The 18,703-nt window shown below is 50.5% G+C and carries 17 protein-coding genes and 1 riboswitch; of the genes, 7 read left to right on the top strand and 10 right to left on the bottom strand.

The genetic code is table 11. From position 1 onward, the window contains the following. Positions 1 to 385: 385 nt before the first annotated feature. From CCALI_RS01910 to CCALI_RS01895, 4 genes are all read left to right on the top strand, one after another. Positions 386 to 1,744: an ammonium transporter gene (locus CCALI_RS01910; RefSeq protein ID WP_016481783.1), complete on the top strand. Its 1,359-nt coding sequence runs from the start codon at positions 386 to 388 to the stop codon at positions 1,742 to 1,744. A 77-nt stretch (positions 1,745 to 1,821) separates the two neighbouring features. Beyond that, a riboswitch (TPP riboswitch) is annotated at positions 1,822 to 1,922 on the top strand. A 98-nt stretch (positions 1,923 to 2,020) separates the two neighbouring features. Next, complete coding sequence (locus CCALI_RS14675) at positions 2,021 to 2,824, top strand: type II secretion system protein (protein ID WP_016481782.1); 804 nt, start codon at positions 2,021 to 2,023, stop codon at positions 2,822 to 2,824. A gap of 4 nt (positions 2,825 to 2,828) precedes the next feature. Beyond that, positions 2,829 to 3,488 carry a thiamine diphosphokinase gene (locus CCALI_RS14670; RefSeq protein ID WP_052572311.1) on the top strand — a complete coding sequence of 220 codons (660 nt, stop codon included), beginning with the start codon at positions 2,829 to 2,831 and terminating at the stop codon, positions 3,486 to 3,488. Next, positions 3,485 to 4,906: a sodium:solute symporter family protein gene (locus CCALI_RS01895; protein ID WP_016481780.1), complete on the top strand. Its 1,422-nt coding sequence runs from the start codon at positions 3,485 to 3,487 to the stop codon at positions 4,904 to 4,906. The genes CCALI_RS14670 and CCALI_RS01895 overlap by 4 nt, the downstream gene beginning before the upstream one ends. Before the next feature lies 1 nt (position 4,907). Here the strand turns inward: CCALI_RS01895 and CCALI_RS01890 are convergent, their stop codons facing one another. Further along, positions 4,908 to 6,011: a Gfo/Idh/MocA family protein gene (locus CCALI_RS01890; RefSeq protein ID WP_016481779.1), complete on the bottom strand. Its 1,104-nt coding sequence runs from the start codon at positions 6,009 to 6,011 to the stop codon at positions 4,908 to 4,910. A 347-nt stretch (positions 6,012 to 6,358) separates the two neighbouring features. Here CCALI_RS01890 and CCALI_RS14665 point away from each other — a divergent pair, with 347 nt between their 5' ends. Then, the gene (locus CCALI_RS14665; RefSeq protein WP_016481778.1) at positions 6,359 to 7,156 is read left to right on the top strand and encodes a DUF1559 family PulG-like putative transporter; all 798 of its coding nucleotides are present in this window, start codon (positions 6,359 to 6,361) and stop codon (positions 7,154 to 7,156) included. 42 nt (positions 7,157 to 7,198) lie between these two features. Beyond that, complete coding sequence (locus CCALI_RS01880) at positions 7,199 to 7,444, top strand: hypothetical protein (RefSeq protein WP_016481777.1); 246 nt, start codon at positions 7,199 to 7,201, stop codon at positions 7,442 to 7,444. 90 nt (positions 7,445 to 7,534) lie between these two features. Here CCALI_RS01880 and CCALI_RS01875 read toward each other — a convergent pair whose 3' ends face one another. From CCALI_RS01875 to CCALI_RS01835, 9 genes are all read right to left on the bottom strand, one after another. Continuing rightward, positions 7,535 to 7,828, bottom strand: a complete 294-nt coding sequence (locus tag CCALI_RS01875; protein WP_016481776.1) for a YggT family protein — start codon at positions 7,826 to 7,828, stop codon at positions 7,535 to 7,537. Between the two features lie 4 nt (positions 7,829 to 7,832). Next, on the bottom strand, positions 7,833 to 8,492 hold the full coding sequence (locus CCALI_RS14660; RefSeq protein ID WP_172636612.1) for a tetratricopeptide repeat protein: 660 nt from the start codon (positions 8,490 to 8,492) through the stop codon (positions 7,833 to 7,835). Between the two features lie 183 nt (positions 8,493 to 8,675). Beyond that, the gene (locus CCALI_RS01865) at positions 8,676 to 9,932 is read right to left on the bottom strand and encodes a HEAT repeat domain-containing protein (protein WP_016481774.1); all 1,257 of its coding nucleotides are present in this window, start codon (positions 9,930 to 9,932) and stop codon (positions 8,676 to 8,678) included. Next, positions 9,898 to 11,352: an Asp-tRNA(Asn)/Glu-tRNA(Gln) amidotransferase subunit GatB gene (gene gatB / locus CCALI_RS01860; RefSeq protein ID WP_016481773.1), complete on the bottom strand. Its 1,455-nt coding sequence runs from the start codon at positions 11,350 to 11,352 to the stop codon at positions 9,898 to 9,900. The genes CCALI_RS01865 and gatB overlap by 35 nt, the downstream gene beginning before the upstream one ends. A 30-nt stretch (positions 11,353 to 11,382) precedes the next feature. Then, positions 11,383 to 13,971 (bottom strand): beta-mannosidase, encoded by a 2,589-nt coding sequence (locus CCALI_RS01855; RefSeq protein WP_016481772.1) that lies wholly within the window; start codon positions 13,969 to 13,971, stop codon positions 11,383 to 11,385. Positions 13,972 to 14,191: 220 nt separating this feature from the next. Continuing rightward, positions 14,192 to 14,779 (bottom strand): MarR family winged helix-turn-helix transcriptional regulator, encoded by a 588-nt coding sequence (locus CCALI_RS14655; protein WP_016481771.1) that lies wholly within the window; start codon positions 14,777 to 14,779, stop codon positions 14,192 to 14,194. 200 nt (positions 14,780 to 14,979) lie between these two features. After that, complete coding sequence (locus tag CCALI_RS01845; RefSeq protein WP_016481770.1) at positions 14,980 to 15,864, bottom strand: DUF58 domain-containing protein; 885 nt, start codon at positions 15,862 to 15,864, stop codon at positions 14,980 to 14,982. 18 nt (positions 15,865 to 15,882) lie between these two features. Beyond that, positions 15,883 to 16,443: a TlpA family protein disulfide reductase gene (locus CCALI_RS01840; RefSeq protein ID WP_016481769.1), complete on the bottom strand. Its 561-nt coding sequence runs from the start codon at positions 16,441 to 16,443 to the stop codon at positions 15,883 to 15,885. A gap of 49 nt (positions 16,444 to 16,492) precedes the next feature. Next, positions 16,493 to 17,581: an alanine racemase gene (locus tag CCALI_RS01835; RefSeq protein WP_016481768.1), complete on the bottom strand. Its 1,089-nt coding sequence runs from the start codon at positions 17,579 to 17,581 to the stop codon at positions 16,493 to 16,495. A gap of 173 nt (positions 17,582 to 17,754) precedes the next feature. Between CCALI_RS01835 and CCALI_RS01830 the strand changes: the two genes are divergently transcribed. Next, a complete protein-coding gene (locus tag CCALI_RS01830) occupies positions 17,755 to 18,678 on the top strand; it encodes a proline dehydrogenase family protein (protein ID WP_016481767.1) in 924 nt (307 codons plus the stop codon). Positions 18,679 to 18,703: the final 25 nt, after the last annotated feature.

The raw sequence follows: 18,703 nt of genomic DNA, 5'->3' as shown, positions 1-18,703 counted from the left end.
AAGGAAATAAAAAGAGGCGAAAGCAGATGATAATATCTCCTCTATTCCTCTGACCTCACTCATTCTTTGATATTGACTCGCGACCGCAACGCGTGCCAAAATGGAATTATCACGCTCACACAGCTGTGAGCGTCTCATGATCCTCTTATCAGACCGACGGCGCAGTCGGCATTAGAGCCGCCTAGTGGCCGAGCAGTCCTAGTCATAAGGACCATCAAACCTTATCACAAGAGGGCAGGCTGCCCACGACAAGGATGTGTCTCGGCTAGCCGTCTGTCTGAGGAACGAGGTTCCTCCTTCAGGCGGTGGCGTTCTTTTACGTTCACTCAGTGTTTGAATCTATCCGCAATGCAGCCTATCTACCACAGGAGGAACCTAACAAAGCATGTTTCACAAATTTATCAAATCGAACACCCAAATAGCTCTAACCGCAGCAACAACGCTTCTTATCATTCTGCTTGCCAATGCAAACGCCTGTGCCCAGCCCCCCACACCCTCTTCTCCTGCTATTAACACGGGTGACACCGCCTGGATGCTCGTCGCTGCTGCCTTCGTGATGCTAATGACGCCAGGCCTCGCTTTCTTCTACGGCGGTATGGTGCGTTCTAAAAATGTACTTAATATGCTTATGCAAAGCTTCGTGGCGCTCGGCATCGTGACCTTTGTATGGCTTCTCTGGGGCTACTCCCTCGCTTTTGCGCCAGGGAACCCTTTCATAGGTAGTCTGCAATGGTTTGGACTTAACCATGTAGGTGAAACCCCTTCCCCTTACTACGCTCCTACCGTCCCGCACCAGGTTTACATGATCTACCAACTGATGTTCGCCATCATCACCCCAGCGCTCATCAGCGGGGCGATCGCCGAACGCATGAAATTTTCGACCTATGTGGTCTTTATTACCCTCTGGAGCACCTTCATCTACTGTCCACTTGCCCACTGGGTTTGGGGACACAACGGTTGGCTCAATAGCCTCGGAGCACTGGATTTTGCAGGTGGTACTGTTGTGCACATCAGCAGCGGGGTTTCGGCGCTGGTCCTCGCTATCGCACTTGGCAGACGCTACACAGATACGCTACATACCGGAGAAGAGATGCGTCCCCATAACCTCACTATGACCCTGGTAGGAACCGCATTACTGTGGTTCGGATGGTTCGGCTTTAATGCCGGCAGTGCCTTGGCCTCAGGCGGACTTGCCTCCTCCGCCTTCGTCGCCACCCACATAGCTGCGTCTATCGCCGGACTTACATGGATACTCATTGAATGGAGTATCTACAAAAAACCTACAGCGCTAGGCTTTGCCACGGGTGCGGTCGCAGGTCTTGTAGCCATTACACCGGCCTCAGGCTATGTCGGCCCCATTCCGGCTTTGCTCATCGGCGTTGGAGTGGCCTTCATCTCCTTCTATGCTATCAAACTTAAACACCGATTTCACTACGATGACGCTCTCGACGTGTTTGGAGTGCACGGTATGGGAGGGATATGGGGAGCGCTCGCAACAGGCCTCTTCGCTTCCGTCCTCGTGAACGGCTCCGGAAGTAACGGCCTTTTCTACGGTGGCGGCCTTACTCTGTTCATCAAACAGACTATTGCCGTTGCCAGCGCTGTTGCATATGCAGCTATAGGCACTTGGATACTTACGAAAATTCTTAGCGCCACCATGGGCCTGCGCGTCAACGTGGAAGATGAAAACATAGGTCTCGACCTTACCCAGCACGGCGAGTCTGCCTATGTCATGGCTGAGTAAAGCCATGTTGTCATGAACTCTAACGTAAGTAAGTTGACAAATGCTTCCAAATGCAGGTAGAGTCTGACTATATCCTCATTCTATGCTAGGGGTGCTGTAAAGCTGAGAGGGCTACCTAGCCCAACCCTATGAACCTGATTCGGGTAATGCCGACGGAGGGAAGCAATGACTCATTTATGCAGCCATCGCTCCCAAAGCTCGGAGCGGTGGCTTTCTGCTTTTCGCCCACGATTTGACTTTTGGAACGACACCGCGTTGGACCACAAGGAGAAAGTAATGGTTCTACCAATCTACCTCAAAAAAGCATTTACGCTCATTGAGCTTCTAGTAGTTATCGCGATAATAGCTGTTCTTGCAGCTATCCTCTTTCCTGTTTTTGCTCAAGCACGTGAGCAAGCCCGCCAAGCCGTCTGTACTTCGAATGTCCGACAGCTAAGCATGGCGGTGCAGATGTACCTTCAGGATTACGATGAAACGTTTCCCATCTTCTATGCCTACAATACCTGGGACCCTATCCACAATGTCCCCGCGCCTTCTGGAACACCCGCTCACAAAGGGGTAGAAGTTGAGTTGATGCCTTACGTCAAAAATCATCTTATTTTCAAGTGTCCGGATGATCAGGGCGGCCCCTCACTCTATACTACCTATCAAAATGACGGCTGCCCAAATACAAACACCTATTTTGACTGCTATGGTTCAAGCTATCGCTTCGATCACGGCATCTTTACCACCATCGCAAATGAATCGAGCCAAGATAACATTCTCTATACCACGACACAAGTGGTCACTTTAGCCTCACTAGCACTGCCAGCAGAAACACGCCTCATGCGAGATGAGATGATGCCTTGGTTTGGAACAAATCCAAGCTATGGCTACATTCCCGGCTATTTTCAACAGTGGCATCCGCGCGGAGGAGGAATCGTGTTCGCAGATGGACACGGCAAGTTCATCGTCTCAAGTGCAGCCTTCGACAATGAAGTCGTGTGCCCAGGAGGTGAGCGCAGCGGACAACTCGACCCCAATGCAGCCACCGACGGCAATCCTGGAAACCCACCTACTTACTATTGGCTCTGCGATTAAGAACATGCACGTACTGATCCTTGCTAACGGCTCGCCACCCCCTCGCGATCTAGCTCAACGTGTTGCTGCTACAGCCGATCTGATTATCGCTACCGATGGCGCTGCTATGAAAGCGTATGATCTTGGACTTCAGCCTCATCTTATTTGTGGCGATTTCGATTCTATAGATAAAGCTCACGCGAGTCAACTGTTTCCAGCAGCAGAAATCGTCGTCGCACCCAATCAGGACTACGCAGACTTAGAAAAGTCGCTTCAACTGGCCAGAGATCGCGGTGCGACTCAAGTCACTGTGTTGGGAGCTACAGGTGGCAGGCTCGATCACACGCTTGCAAATCTCGCTCTCTTACTATCCTGGCATCGAACAATGACTCTATGTATTCAGGAAGCAAACACCTTCTTGTGGTGCCTCTCTGCGAACAGGAACTCCCCGAGCAAACGCATACTGCCCACTCAGCCAGACGATATCATCTCCGTTATCGCAATTGAACCTGCTATCCTTTCTATTCATGGGGTGCAGTGGGAGGCAGATCACCTATTGTTGCAACCTGGCACGCGGGCGGTGAGCAATAAAGCGCTCGGACGGAATGTAGAAATCGAGTTAGTGCAGGGTACGGTTTTTCTCTGCTTACTAAGCTCCTCCATCAGGGAAACACCAGCCCCATGACCAATCCTCATTTTTCCCTATACGACTGGTTGTTTTTAATTGTCTACTTGGCTTTTCTGCTATGGGTTGGGCTACGGAGAAACCACATTACTACTGAAAGCTACTTAATCGCAGACCGCAACCTTAGCTTGCCCATATTCGTTGCCACTCTCGTGGCTACATGGTACGGTGGAATCTTGGGTGCTGGGGAGTTCGTCTATACCGACGGCCTTGCGGCGTGGATGGCGAACGGCGTACCCTACTATCTGTTCGCCATCCTCTTCGCGCTCTTCTTAGCAAAACGCGTTCGTCAAGCGGGCACGAACCTCTATACCATTCCCGATCGATTGGAAATAGAGTACGACAGGAAAACAGCCCTGCTAGGGGCCTTTCTTGCCTTTCTTTACGCTACCCCATCGCAGTATGTGCTGATGCTCGGAATTCTCCTGCAACTCCTCTTTGGATGGCCGCTCTGGCTGGCGATGCTAATCGGAACGCTCTTCTCGATCATCTATGCGCTTATGGGCGGTTTTCTTGCCGATGTACGCGTTAATACGTTACAGTTTCTGTTAATGTTTTCTGGTTTTATTTTAACGGTGGCCTTTTGCTTAGCGAAATTCGGTGGTGTCCGGCAGCTTCTTCATGCCGATCACCTCCCACCGCGTTACTTCACTGTGCTTGGTACCCATAACGTGCTATGGCTTCTGGCATGGAGTGTCATCGCACTCCAAACATTTACCGATCCAGGGTTTCATCAGCGATGCTACGCCGCGAAAACTCCGTACGTCGCTTCCCTAGGCATTCTCGTTGCTGTTGTCTGCTGGTTCACTTTTGACTCCCTTACTTTTCTCACTGGGCTGTTCACACGTGTTCTTTTTCCCAATCTAAGCGATCCTACCTTAGCTTTTCCAACTATTGCTGCCAAGGTTTTGCCGCACGGCCTTCGTGGCTTTTTCTACGTCGGGATGCTAGCCCCCATCATGGCCGCGACTGTTTCCTATACTTTTATCTCAGCCATGACCATTGGGCGAGATTTTATATGGCGCCTTCGGAACGAAAACGGGCCTCAGAATGTGCCTCGCTATACTCGCATCGGACTGGTACTTACGTCCTCTATCTCTATCGGTATCGCTTTGATGGTACGCTCTGTTGTAGAACAGTGGTACCTTTTTGGAAATCTCATCGTATCAGGTCTACTACTGCCATTAGTCGGGGCATACCTCTGTCCTCCAAAATGGAAAATCCCAGCCCGTTACGCCTTTCGGGCGATGCTCTATGGCTCCCTTGTTGCCTTCTTAGATCTCGGGCTTGGTTGGTATTACTACCACGGCAATTACCGAGATCTCTGGGGCCTTCCACCCCTGATACCTGGGCTACTAGTAAGTGGCAGCTTTTATCTCCTCGGCATCAAGCAAACGGCAAAAATGCAAAACATCTAGCCTACAGCGGGAGGGCCGTAGATTTAGACAACGCCTTTACCTCTTCCGCCGTTACCTCTTCGCCACGCTCTGCCGAAAGATAGATACCTTCTGAAATCAGCATAGTATTTAAGGCGATCTCTGCCGTAGGCAACAGCGAAACGCGCCCCTGTAAAGCAGCTATCCAGTGCTGCTGTGAGCTGCCAAACAGCTCACCTTCTCCGCGCAAGCTATTCCAGCGAAATCGAGCTCCACTCAAATTCGCGGTTGCGTTTAGGTCAAGATCGCCTACACTATGATAGTATCCGAATGGCTGTAGCCGTATACCACCTTTGGTCCCAACCAGCGATGAACCCTCAAAGCCATCTAACTCAATCGCCCAAGCCTCAATGATATCCATTGTCAAATCTCCTTCAAATCGCACAAACCCCATAGCCAGCTCTTCCACGCTGTAACCAGCCGTCCGTCGTCGCTCCTCATCCATCGGCAGCTTCTGATAGGTCTTGCCGGTAATACGCTCTACCTTCGGGTTGCCGAGCAGATAAAGGAGTTGTGAGATATGGTACACCCCCATATCATAGAGCGCTCCCCCACCTGCGATGGCTTTTTGTACAAAGGGCGCTTTCCCGTAGCCATCCACATAGGGCCTTCCTCTTCTGCGAAAACCAGTAGAACGTGCATGATATATTTCACCTAGCAAACCACTATCAATGAGCTCTTTAGCTGCGCGCGTCTCATCGGAGTAGAGAAAACCGAGTTGGATATGGAGCATCTTCCCCTTCTCGCGTGCGCACTCTAGCATAGTTACTGCATCGCGGTAGGAACCAGCCATCGGCTTTTCACAATAGACATGGAAGCCCCGCTCCAAAGCAGCCACGGTTGCAGGCATGTGGAGATTGTTATGAAGACACACATCTACAGCATCAAGGTCGTCTCGTTGAAGTAGCTCTTGCGTCCGATAATATACGTTGGGGATAGAAAATATCGCCGCAGTGCTATCCGCCGCTGCAGCATCAATGTCGGCACAGGCCACAATCTCGACCCCTGAAATGCGTGAGTAGTTCTGAAGATGAATCTGGGCGATCTGCCCACAACCGATAATGCCGATACGTACAGGCCTTTCCATCAAAACCCCTTTCTATAGACAGTTTGATGCTTAACTTCGACACTTAATGCATGATCTCCTGTTATTCCCCCTCTATAGCTTGAGCCCACAAAGCCTGAAAATCTAATCTGAATTCCCTGTACTCCGCGCATATCCCTAGCGACAGAATAAAACTAGTAGAATGTCTATTGACAAGCCGACCGTGAATGGTGTATAATCGAAACAGTTCGATTAATGGAATGAGAGCCTGACTTTAAGGTGAATGAAACGATAATTCAGCCATCGAACCCTTTCAATCATTGGCTCTTGTTCTCCACACTTTGAACTAAACTCGACTGATGTTACACAACCTACTGGGAGATATGTAAATGCAACGAAAAGCTTTTACACTCATCGAACTGCTTGTCGTGATCGCGATTATAGCGATTCTGGCAGCCATTCTCTTCCCTGTGTTCGCACAGGCACGCGAAAAAGCAAGGGCAATCTCCTGCGTCTCTAACGAGAAGCAGCTTGCAACCTCGATCCTGATGTATACCCAAGACTATGATGAGGTTTTCCCCACCGGTCTGCAGCAAAGCTGGTACGCAAACACGTGGTACGTTCTTGTGCAACCTTACGTGCAAAACTTGCAGGTCTTTCGCTGCCCCGACGATCCTATTGGAACTCCCCCCTCCTGGACCCAACCTTGGGGCGGCATCCGCCTCTCCTACGCTTCCAATGGCTATATGAAATGGGACGGTTCCAACTGGAGCGTTTTTGGTGTCATGGGTATGTCGCAAAGCTGGATGGGCACGACCACCACTTCACAAGCTCGTATCGGACGCCCTGCTGAAACTATTCTCTTTACAGAAAAGGACGCTCTGCAACCTAATATCAACACGATTCCGGGGAACCTGCTCGATTTCGGCCCCGGCTGCATGTTCACTGGAGTAAACTGGTGGGATAGTTTCTCACCCGGTGAGATTCCTAATGGAACTATACCGGCTACTTCTGTGACCAATCCTTACGATCCAAATGGACCAAACGGTGCCGTGACGGCGGTCCACGCCCAAAAGGCCAACTTTGCCTTCGCAGATGGTCACGTAAAAGCCATGACGCCAACAGCTACTAATCCCGATCCGGTTAATCAACCGCAGAATAATATGTGGGACGCAACTCGGCAGTAAGTTCAGTACCACCACTAACTCAAAGAAAGGTCTGAGATAAAAATGCCTAAAACCCGATATACACGGATCGCCCTTGGTCTGCTAGTGGTGCTAGCTGGGTTGGTTAGCTTCACGGGTTGCAATGTGGATAATACCATGTCGCCTGAGGACATAAAGCGTATGGAAACTAAGCCACCTCCCGGAGGACCACCCCCAGAAGCACTGAAAATGATTCAAAAACTCAACGAAGAGGCCCGACAGAAAATGTTGAACCAAACACAACAGCAAGCAGCTCCAACTCATCCTTAATTGCTCACTCCTGAGCAAACCGCCCCGTTAGCAGCTCCGGGGCGGTTTTTTTATAGAGATTTAGGGAAATTATCTATGCCTCGCGTCGTTCTAGGGGCCGATCTGATGAGCTACAAACTGGGCAACAACTTGCACCGCAATGATCAAAATCAGAGGGGATATGTCTATACCACCCAGCTTCTCAGGTGGAACGAGGCGACGTATAGGTGCCAGCATCGGTTCAAAAATCGAATCTAAAAAACGTGCCACTGAACGAAATGGCCCTAGATCCACGCGAAAAACTTGCAGCCATGAGATAATTACATAGACCAGCAGCAGAAAGTTCAATAGGTTCAACAGCCACAAAATGATTCCGCCGATACCAACGGGTTCCCCGAAATACATTCTTCTACCCTCCTGAACGTTGTTGAACGAGCTTCTCTTTTATTCGCTTTAAATGAATGCTCGCAATAGGGTCGTCTGGATACTGAGCAGCATGCTCCCAGGCCGCTTCGGCTTTGCTCCACTCCCCTAACTGTTCGTAACAGTGCGCGAGATTATGCCACGTAAACCAAGGACACTTAAACTGAACGGCTTTTTCGTAATAGGGAATGGCCGACTTTGGATCCTTCAAATAAAGCCAGTAGAAATCTCCCATCTCATCATACATATAGTAGGTATCAGGATTCGCCTCAATACCCCGTTTCAGAGTCGCGATCCCCTCTTGTGCTCGATCGGTAGACCATAAAAGCCACGCATTGTTAGCATAGGTTTCGACATTATGAGGGTCACCCTGTGCTACAATCTGGTTGAGGTTGATACAGTGATTATACTCGCCCGCATCGAAATGCGAGTCGGCTTGTTCATATAGATAGCGTAACACCTCTGCAGTGATGGCATCTGCTGTAGCTGGTTCGGCAGCAACGTCTCTTAATATGTTGCTACCAGGAGAATCTACCTGCTCTGGCGTTTTGGCGTTTGAAAAGGAGACCGGGTGCGGTTTTTTATTCCCTGTAGGCCCATCCGCCATTGCCGCTCCTGTCATAAAGACAGGTAGCATAAGCATCATTATCCAACCACTATATTGTCTGACAATACTTCTTAATCGCTCGATTCGCTTCTGGTACATAGCCTGTACATCCCTGTTAAAATCTTGCATGGCCGCGAAATCCATCCAAACTAAGTATACGGTAAAATTAACACGTTCCAATAACTCTATTTTTGTCTACTATGATTTCCCCATAAGAATGGGCTACCTCCCAAATTGGGTTAGTGCCCATTTTGCCGCCTCACGAACGGTAGGGTCCGAATTTCGAGAGAGTTTCTTGAGAGCCGGCAATGCGCGTCTATCCTTTATACGCCCAAGCGCGAGCGCTGCCGCCTTTGGAATCGCGTCGTCTGTATCATGAAATGCAGCATAGATCAATGCAGGCACAGCAGTTCTGTCTCCAATAAGCCCTAACGCCTTGGCACTCTGCTCCCGCACATCCTCATTAGAGTCGTGTAAAGAACGTATTAGCGCAGGAACCGCTAACCTGTCGCGCAACCGTCCTAACGCTTGAGCAGAAGCGAATCGCACCAGCACAAAGCGATCGTGCAGGCCTAAGATCAATGCCGGCACCGCACTTTTTTGGCCCAACCCACCTAGCGCGGCTGCGGCTTGTGCTCGCAAATAGCGATTCTTGCCATCCTTCAGCGCATTTATGAGGGTGGCCTCTGCCCGCCTATCCCCTAAGCGCCCTAAAGCATAGGCAGCATAATACTTCAAATCTGAATCGGTGGTTGTCATCTGCATCCGCCGCAGTAAAGCAGGTACCACACTACGATTGCCGATCTGGGCAATAGAAACTGCGGCAGCGATTCTCACGTTTTCGTTGGAATCTTGTAGAAGAGACAATAGTTTGTCGGCGGATGTGGGGTCACGTAATCGCCCCAAGGCCACAGCCGTCTCCAACCTTACCCGCGGGCTGACATCCGTTAGCCGTCTCCATAAGACCTTTGCTGCTGCAGGATCACCGATCTCTCCAAGTGCTGTTACAACTTCCACTCGAACGAGAGTGGAAGCATCATCCATGGCGGATTCAAGAGCAGGTAGTGCCCTTCGATCACCTAGAATACCTAGAAGTTCTGCCGCTCCTGCACGACGGTATACGTCCTTGTCTTTAAGATAGGGTATAAGTATCGGCACATCTTTTGGTTTTAGAATATTTGCTAGTCCGCGTAAGGCATTGGCACGGACGGAGGCTACGGGATCACCCATGGCCTTCAGCAGAGCGGGGATTGTACGCGGATCTTTTAACACGGCTAACGATTGCGCAGCATCCACACGCTGCGAGACCTGCGGCGAAGCGAGCGCCCGTATCAAATCGTCTGTCCGATCGGCTTTGGCTTCCGTTGCCCAAAGAGCAATCGCCAAGAGGCAAACGCCCCATAGCCCCTTCAACGCCTTGCAAGCGTTTCTGAGGAAAATAGGTTTAACGAACTTTTTGCTCTTCTGCCAACATCTCATCTATTAAGCGGTTCACCTTTGTTGGATCGGCCTTGCCTTGGGAGAGCTTCATCACTTGTCCTACAAGAAAGCCTTTTTTCTGTACGAGACCTTTTTCCAAGATATCGGCAACGATTTTCGGGTTCTCAGCAAACACCTGCTGAACCATCTGCCTGATTGCCGATTCGTCACGCAATGTGACAAGCCCTTCACGCGCAGCAATTTTGTCAGGGTCTTCTCCACTCTGATACATGTGCTCAATAAGCATTTTTGCGATCTTGCCACTGATAGTACCATCGGCAATCATCCGAATCATGCTCCCGAGCTGACGCGGCGTTATGGGGCAGGCATCTATCTCTTTCCCTTCCGCATTTAAAAGCCGACTCAAATCGCCCATAATCCAGTTTGCAGCAGCTTTGGCGTCTCCTGCATGCTTGGCGGTCTCCTCAAAATAGTCGGCAAGCGCTCTTGTTTCCGTCAGATAAGAGGCATCATAATCTGAAAGTCCATACTCACTCATGAAACGTGCCTTCTTTGCATCAGGAAGTTCTGGCATCGTGGCCTTTATCGCCTCAATCCATTCCGGGGTGATCTGCAGCGGCACAAGATCTGGTTCAGGGAAATAACGATACTCTTGTTCGACCTCTTTAGATCGCTGAGGAAAAGTGGCCTGTCGCGCCTCGTTCCACCCACGAGTCTCTTGCACGACTCTTTCGCCTCGTTCAAGCAACGCGATCTGGCGTGCGATCTCATACTCTATTCCCTTCTGGACAGAGCGGAAAGAGTTCAAGTTCTTTATCTCGGTCTTTGTGCCGTACTCCTCAGTTCCCTTCACCCGCACGGAAACGTTTGGCTCACAACGTAGAGACCCCTGCTCCATTTTGCCGTCGCATACCCCGATGTAGGTCAGAATAGCACGTAGCTTTACCAAGTAAGCCCTCGCCTCCTCAGGCGTATGGATATCAGGTGGAAAATCGGTTACGATCTCCATCAGAGGAACACCGCTACGATTCAGGTCAATGTAGCTCTCGTTTCCGGCCATATGAAACAGCTTGCCGGTATCCTCCTCTAAATGAACCCTACGAATGCGTACGCGCTTAATCTCTCCGTTGACCTCAATATCCAAATACCCGTTACGGCCAATCGGCTCATCATATTCGCTGATTTGGTAACCTTTCGGCAAATCGGGATAGAAATAGTTTTTACGGTCGAACTTGGCCTTCGGATTGATTTCACAGTTGAGAGCAAGCGCCGCCCGAATTACATGCTCCACCGCCTGTCTGTTTGCCACAGGCAAACTTCCCGGCATCCCTGCACATACCGGGCAGCAACGCGTGTTCGGCTCTCCACCGAATTCGTTCTTACAGCCGCAAAACATCTTGCTCTCTGTTAGCAGCTCAGCATGGCATTCCATGCCGATGCATGCCTCATACTCTCTCATAAACACATCTACCCTTTCTCATCCCATATATTAAAACGTTCGAATGTGTAGTAATTGACGAATGACTTCCTCCGAAACCGGCACTCCCTCCAGCTCGAGCGAAACCTGCTTTTGCTCACCAGGACGTAAACAGAAAAAGTTATCGCTGAATCTCCCATGGGCTCCATTTCCCAAACGCAGCCAGACATAGGGGGCAAAGCGCTGAGAACGAAGTGCAAGAGTCCATAGATTATCACTCCCGGCAAGCTCCCACTCTAGTCCGGGATCGGCGCGAACGATATCCTTTGGCTCGCAAAGGAGGATGAGAGCTTCAGAATGCTCACCATCAGTTCCCTCGAAATAACCCCACGCAAAACTTTCTCGACGAGCGGCTTCAGACAAATCCAAAGCAAAGCGACCCACCTCCATGGCATCATCGGCAGCTACGCGTACTTCGTACGACCTCTGTAGAAGAACCTGTCCACTAAAATTACAGATCTCCACATTTAAAACACCCTGTAGGGGTTTTGCAGAGTCCTGAACGATCCAGGCCACAAGGACATTATCTTCTAAAAATAAGGATATCACAAGTGGGGCGTAGGCACGCTTGATGGCATAGTAGGCCGCTTTCGGCACGCCCTCATAATCTATCACAGACCAAGACTGCACAGGCCAACAATCGTTCCATTGCCAAAAGAGAGTACCACGGCATCGCTGCTTACTTCGCCGCCAGTGCTCAATGCCGCATCGCAACGCCTCTGCTTGATTCAGTTGCGAATAGTAGACAAGCTCCTCTAACTGACGCGGGTACGGAAAATGCAGGGCAATAAGTCCTAAATAGGTCTCGTATCCTTTCCGAGTCTTATCATGCCAACGCACTGCAGGGGAATGCGCCCAGCGCATTTCGGAAGAAAGCCACCGCTCCCAACAAGTTAAGCTACAAGAAGAAGCGAATCCAAACTCGGAAATAAAGCGGCCTTTATCCTCGCGATAGTGCACCCAGTCACCAGCACCATGCCATACGTTCCAATTATGTCGGTCACCCATCTCTTCGCTGTTGGGGTTCTCCCCCCCATAAGGAGAGCCAGGCCAGTAAGGCCGATCGGGGTCCTCCTCCGCCACAATCTTGGGAAGTATCTCTTCGTAAAGCCTCTCACCCAAAAATCGGACAGGCAGATTTGATCTTCCAACCCAGCCATCATGATGCATCTGCTGGTTCTCGTTATTCCCACACCACAAAGCCAGAGAGGGATGTAAGCGTAAACGCCGAACGGCCGCTCGCGCTTCGGCGATAGCTTTTACCTCGTACTCTCCGGTATCTGGATAGTAGGAACAGGCATAAGGAAAATCTTGCCACACCAGAATGCCAAACTGGTCACACAATGAGTAAAACTGCTCGGACTCGTAAAGCCCACCACCCCATACTCGTAACATATTTACACCGGCATCGGCCGCTTGACGTAAAAGGTTGTACACCTTGTCGCTGTACACCTTGTTAGATTTTGCACTGGAATTGACGGAGGGCAGATGTTCAGGAAAAGAACTTGCCGGAATCCAGTTTGCTCCCTTAACGAATAGCTTCCTACCGTTGATTAGAAATTCAAAGCTCTCACCATATTCGTCCGACTGACGTACAAGCTCTATCTTTCGTAAACCTGTTTGGCAGCAAGCAACGTCCACCGTTTGCCCATCGCACTCCAGCATCCATTCTGTTCTATAGCTTGTCCCCCTTTCCCGATCATCAGCACACCCATTCGGCCACCACAATTGAGGGTTCTCAACCGTCAAGTCTAGACTAGCCTGCACATATCGTGGACCCGATGGAACCTCTGTTTGGCCAACGATCGTTCCATTCTTTCCAATCATTTTTACCTTTAGCGTCAGAGAATGCGGACTCTGCTGCGGATTACGCTCGACCTCTGCTCGGAAGCGTACTACAGCACGCTCTTCCGATAAGGAGAGCACCTGGTATTGCAGATGCAATAGACGCGCTATCGGCACAAACAGTAGTCTCACATCTTTCCAAATTCCACAAGAGACCAACTCAGGGCCCCAATCCCAACCAAACATGTATTGTGCTTTACGCACAAAGGCTCGTGGCCCCCAAAGAAACCAATGTTCCGGTAGGGTAACATTACCGGACTCGCCCCACGCGCGCAAACGCTCACGGCCAACCCGTAGGGCAGAGTAGAAGCGAACACGCAACACGTTCCGCCCTATCTCACCGGTCCCACAGTTCAAAAGCTCTCTCACTTCGAATTCATGGGGACTAAACATATTATCTACCGCCCCTAAGGGCTGGCCGTTCAGCTCGATTTCGGCGACCGTATCGAGTCCTTCAAAACAAAGATAGGCCATTCCATCTGGAAGGCATTCTAGATAGAATACGCCCTCATACTCCCAATCGCGCTCATCCACCCACCGCACACTGCGTTCTTGAAGATCGGTGTAGGGATGCGGTATAGCCTTCTGTCGCAACAGGTCAAGATGCACAAACCCCGGCACCGACGCCGGCATCCAATCAAGCTGGGAGGATGGAGAGATATTCTGGCGGGGAACCTCACGAAAACGCCATACTGCTCCTGCTCCGGTAGCCAGTGAGCGCCGATGTACTCCTACAACAGTTTCTGAAAAAGGCACGCTCCCCTCCTTTTCAATTATCTTAGGCTCACAAGGCATAGAGGGAGAATACTCTGTAGACCCCCACCAAATTATACCAAAAACAAAAGGTCGTCCCACAAATGCAAGGAACGACCGGCTAAAGCGGTACTACCTTCTCAGCGACGTGCGTAGGCTACCGCTACCTCGTGTCTATCGCACATCCTAATCGTCTCTAAAGGCGTTTATGCGGAGAAGCCCTCTAGCTGATCGGCCCGCCCTTTCGTCGCGCTCCGTAGCGATGAGCGGGCATATACCAGTCTGGCACTGTCGGCGCCGTCCGCAAAAGCATCTGCAGCGACTGTAAAAGGGCCCGACGTCTCGCCTGAGGCAGTTGCGCGAGAGCAGCCTCAGCACGCTGTACTCGCAGAGCCTTTCGCTCCTCCATTAATTGGCGTCCTTTTTCAGAAAGCTGCAGCATGCGTGTGCGCTTGTCCTGGTTGCCTACCATCCGAACAACAAGACCAGCCTGCTCCAAGCGGTCCGCGAGCTGTGTAACGGCACTAACCGTAATGCCCATCTCCTCGCTCAGTGAAGATAGATTCCTCGGACCGTACTGCAAAAGCGTACACATCCGTAGCTGAGCTAGTGGCATCTCGCTGGTAGGATGGTCTAGAGATAGCGCATAAAGCCAGCGCACGAAATAGGGTAGAAGCTCCTCTAATCGCTCCGCCTGTTCCCGTAACGAAAGATCATCACTTTGAGGAGTTAATGCAGACAGTTCCTGCGTCGTTACCGGCGAGCGCTCCCACTCCTCTAGGTCGCCCGCGAAATGTTTAATTCGAGACATGATCCAGGTACCTACCTATAAACGAGTTTAAATATGTTTCGCATGGGTTCCAACTTCCATGCCTTTTATTCCTCAAACGAAACTATCATATACCTGTTCGTTTGAGTTCTTTTCTAGTATACCAGATCGCATTTTATTTTGCAAGTCGTTTCCAAAAATTTATACCCGTACTGCATTATATCCTTCTCTCATACACGCGATTAACGCAACAACCCCATCTTCCGCAAGGAACGTAAAGCAACTTCCTCCAACGACAGGTCGGAAGAGACGCGCAGATAGTCTGCACCATACCGACGGCAGTAAGTCGCAATCTCGTTACAAAACCCCTCCAACGTTTGTCGGTAACGTTGCAAGAGCTGAGGCGTTATACTCAGTTCGCGGTTCTCACTGGTTTCGCTGTCAATAATTCTCAGATCACCTCTTAATGTAGGTTCCATTTCGTCGGGCGCCAATAGGTGGAGCACCGTTACTTGAAACCCCCGGGCAAACAGCGCTTTTAAGCCCTCTTGCCAATTTGGATCGAAGAAGTCAGAAATGACCATGGCAAGCCCCCTACTTTGCGCCCCAGCCGCAAAACGATGGAGCGCTACCGCAAAATCAGTGCGCTCCGCAGGTTCTAACTGCTGCAGATAGGCAAAGAAAGGTGCGATGCCAACTCTTCCTCGCTGAACTGGCAAAGGTTTCCGCAGTGAGGATGAGTAGGGCTGCACCATCACTCTGTCGTAATTGACAAGTCCGATATACCCTACTGCTGCTGCTAGCCGTATCGCACAGTCTATTTTACGCGGCTCACCAAATCCCATCGAACGGCTACTATCCACCAGTAATGCTAAGAAAAGGTCTTCCTCTTCCACAAATAACTTAAGATAGAAACGCTCGCTTCTAGCCGCCATATTCCAATCCACGTAACGCAAATCGTCACCGGGTATATACTCGCGATAATCAGTGAACTCGACACTGCTTCCACGGCGTGTGGAACGCTTTTCACCCTTCATTTGGCCTGGAAACGGCTTCCTACACACCAACGATAGTCGCTCAAGCTTTCTGAGAAAGGCGGGGTCGAGAAGTTGGACTCCTGTTGGCATAACTTTATCCTCTTACATCTACTTCTTTGATTGGCGGCTCCTCACGCCTAATAAATCGCGTATCTCTGAGTCAAGCTTATCAGGGTCAATTTGCCCCACAATGCGTGCTCTTAGTTTTCCATTTTTGTCAAAAACATACGTCCGAGGTATGGCGCCATCCATCTTCGGATCATAGGGTTTTAAAAATTGAAGTGCGTCGTTAGTTGAAGTGATATAGGCTGGCATCGGTGCATCGTGCTTTTTTAAGAAGGTAACAACCTGCCTCTTTTCGGTAGGCACATCCACCGATACCGTAATGAAGCGAAGCCCGTAAGGCGCATACTTCTTGGCGAGCGTCACAAGCTCCGGGAACTCGGCGACGCACGGCCCACACCACGTAGCCCAGAAGTTGATCAACACCACATGCCCACGTAGCGCGCGTAGCTCTTCACGCAGAGCTTTCGCTGTTACGACCTTTACAACTATTGCTTGGTTTGCCCTTCCCGTATAGGAATGCTTCGTCGGGTTAGCGCTTGCTACGACACCCCCACAAAGCATGCCGAAATAGATCGTCATGAGAGTAGCTGAAAAGTTTTTCATTGCTTTCATCCCTTGCTAGTTTTTTCAAAGGTAACCTTCTTTTCGCTCTCTACAGAAACTTCCCTCTCGCTCGGATCTCCCAAACATCCTCCACCTCTTCTCCCTTCACTACATACATGCGCTCATGCAGGTTCACGCAGGTGCAAGCATGATTCGGCACGATTCTCACTTTATCTCCAACACGTAACCGAGTGCCTCCCTCAGCCTGCAAATGTCCATGTTCCTCACTGGCTGCCACAAAACGTAGAGAGGTGTCTTCCAAAACCTCACCCATCGTCTGGTCTGCGAATGGCTTGTCGCTAGCTAAGGCTTTGGTGCCAGCATCCACAATAACACGGCCGTCCGGTCGCACGCTTATCACCGTGGTAAGCACCGTTAAAGCACAGCTCTCCTTGGGCGCACCCCGCGCTACCTGCATGCGATCGTTGAAAACGTAGACCCCACAACGTAACTCGTCAAGCCCTGGAACCGGTGCAGTAAAGCGTGCCCCCGGCGTAGACCCAACGCTTGTAACAGAAATCGCAAACCCCTGCCTTACGAGGCTTTCCCTCAAATCGGCCAATGTCTCTGACATCCTAGCGATCGCTATCGCACGCTCCTGATCGCTGTTGGCCTGATAAAGATGCCCCTCATAGGTGAAAATTCCGTCCAACTCCAGATTCGGCAGTTTAGCGAGGGCATGTGCCAACGCTATCGCCTCCTCCTTCGTGCGCACACCGGCACGGTGCAGCCCTGTGTCCACCTCCAACCGCACACCGACTCTTACTCCAGCACGCCTAGCTGCCTCGCTCAAAGGGACAGCTACCTCCAGACTATCTACCCCAACCCTCAACGTACATTGGCGTGCAAGTCTTACCAGGCGTTCTAACTTCTGCTCTCCTACAATCTGGTTCGCAATAAATATATCCGTGCATCCAGCTTCAGCAAAAACCTCTGCCTCACCTAACTTCGCAACAGTCAAGCCTACCGCACCAGCGGCAAGCTGCATCTGCGCGATCTCTGGCGTCTTATGGGTCTTTGCATGAGGTCGCAACATCTTACCATGACAGCGGGTTAGCTCCGCCATGTTATGGAGGTTGGCTTCCAACCGATCTCGGTCAACAAGCAGTGCCGGCGTATCAAGTGCGTGATATTTCACCTGCCACTTCCTGACAACATTTTTGGTTTAATTTCTCCATTCTATCCGTATCTCCTTCTTTGAAACCTCCTAGGTGTCTCCATACGTAAACCGAAATGAAGGGGTTCAAATGACACCTTATGCTTAAGATTAACAACTGCTTTGCCGAAACTTCTCAATGAGGAGAGTTTCCTATGTTGACCCGTACCCTTCTATTGCAAATGGCACAAAATCGTAGCCTCGAAACCTTCGCCCGCAAAAACTCCCTTGCGGCTCGCCTTGCTCGACGCTTCATCGCCGGTGAAACCCTTGAAGAGATCGTAACACCTGTTCGTATGCTCAATCAGGCCGGTATGACCGTTACGCTTAATTACCTTGGCGAGAGCCTTACCTCCGCAAAAGATATGGAACGGATGGTTATAACCTACCTTGATCTCATGAGCCTTATCCGTCGCGAACAGTTGAAAGCGAGCATCTCCTTAAAGCTCACGTCGCTTGGCCTCGACATGGACCCCAAACTTGCCCAACAGAATCTCGAGCACCTTGTAGAGGTAGCCTTGCCAGATATCTTCATTCGTATAGATATGGAAGGCTCGGCCTATACGCAAACAACCCTCGATATTTTCTACACGATCCTCAAAAAACGACCGGAATACCGAAATCACCTTGGCGTGGTTATTCAGGCCTACCTCTACCGCAGTGAGGCCGATATTGAGGAGCTGATCCGCCTGAAAGCGCGTGTCAGATTGTGCAAAGGAGCCTATAAAGAGCCTCCCTCTATTGCTTTTCAGAAACCGGACGATATTCGCGCTAACTACCTCAAACTCATGCAACGCCTCTTATTAGAAGGAAACTACCCGGCCCTTGCAACACACGACCTTCAGCTGATTAACGCGGCAAAACTCTTTGCTAACGAGCATAACATCTCTAAAGATCGTTTCGAATTTCAAATGCTCTACGGAGTTCGACGCCCTCTCCAGCAGCAAATCGCTAAGGAAGGCTATAACATCCGCATCTATACCCCCTTTGGTGATCATTGGTACCCCTACACCATGCGCCGTCTGGCCGAACGCCCAGCCAACCTCTGGTTTGCCTTGCAAAGTATTGTGCGAAAATAGGGTTTCCTTGGCCGTATAGAACTTA

It is taken from the genome of Chthonomonas calidirosea T49 (genome assembly GCF_000427095.1).
GTDB lineage: Bacteria > Armatimonadota > Chthonomonadetes > Chthonomonadales > Chthonomonadaceae > Chthonomonas > Chthonomonas calidirosea.
This window is presented reverse-complemented; position numbering and strand designations above follow the sequence as displayed.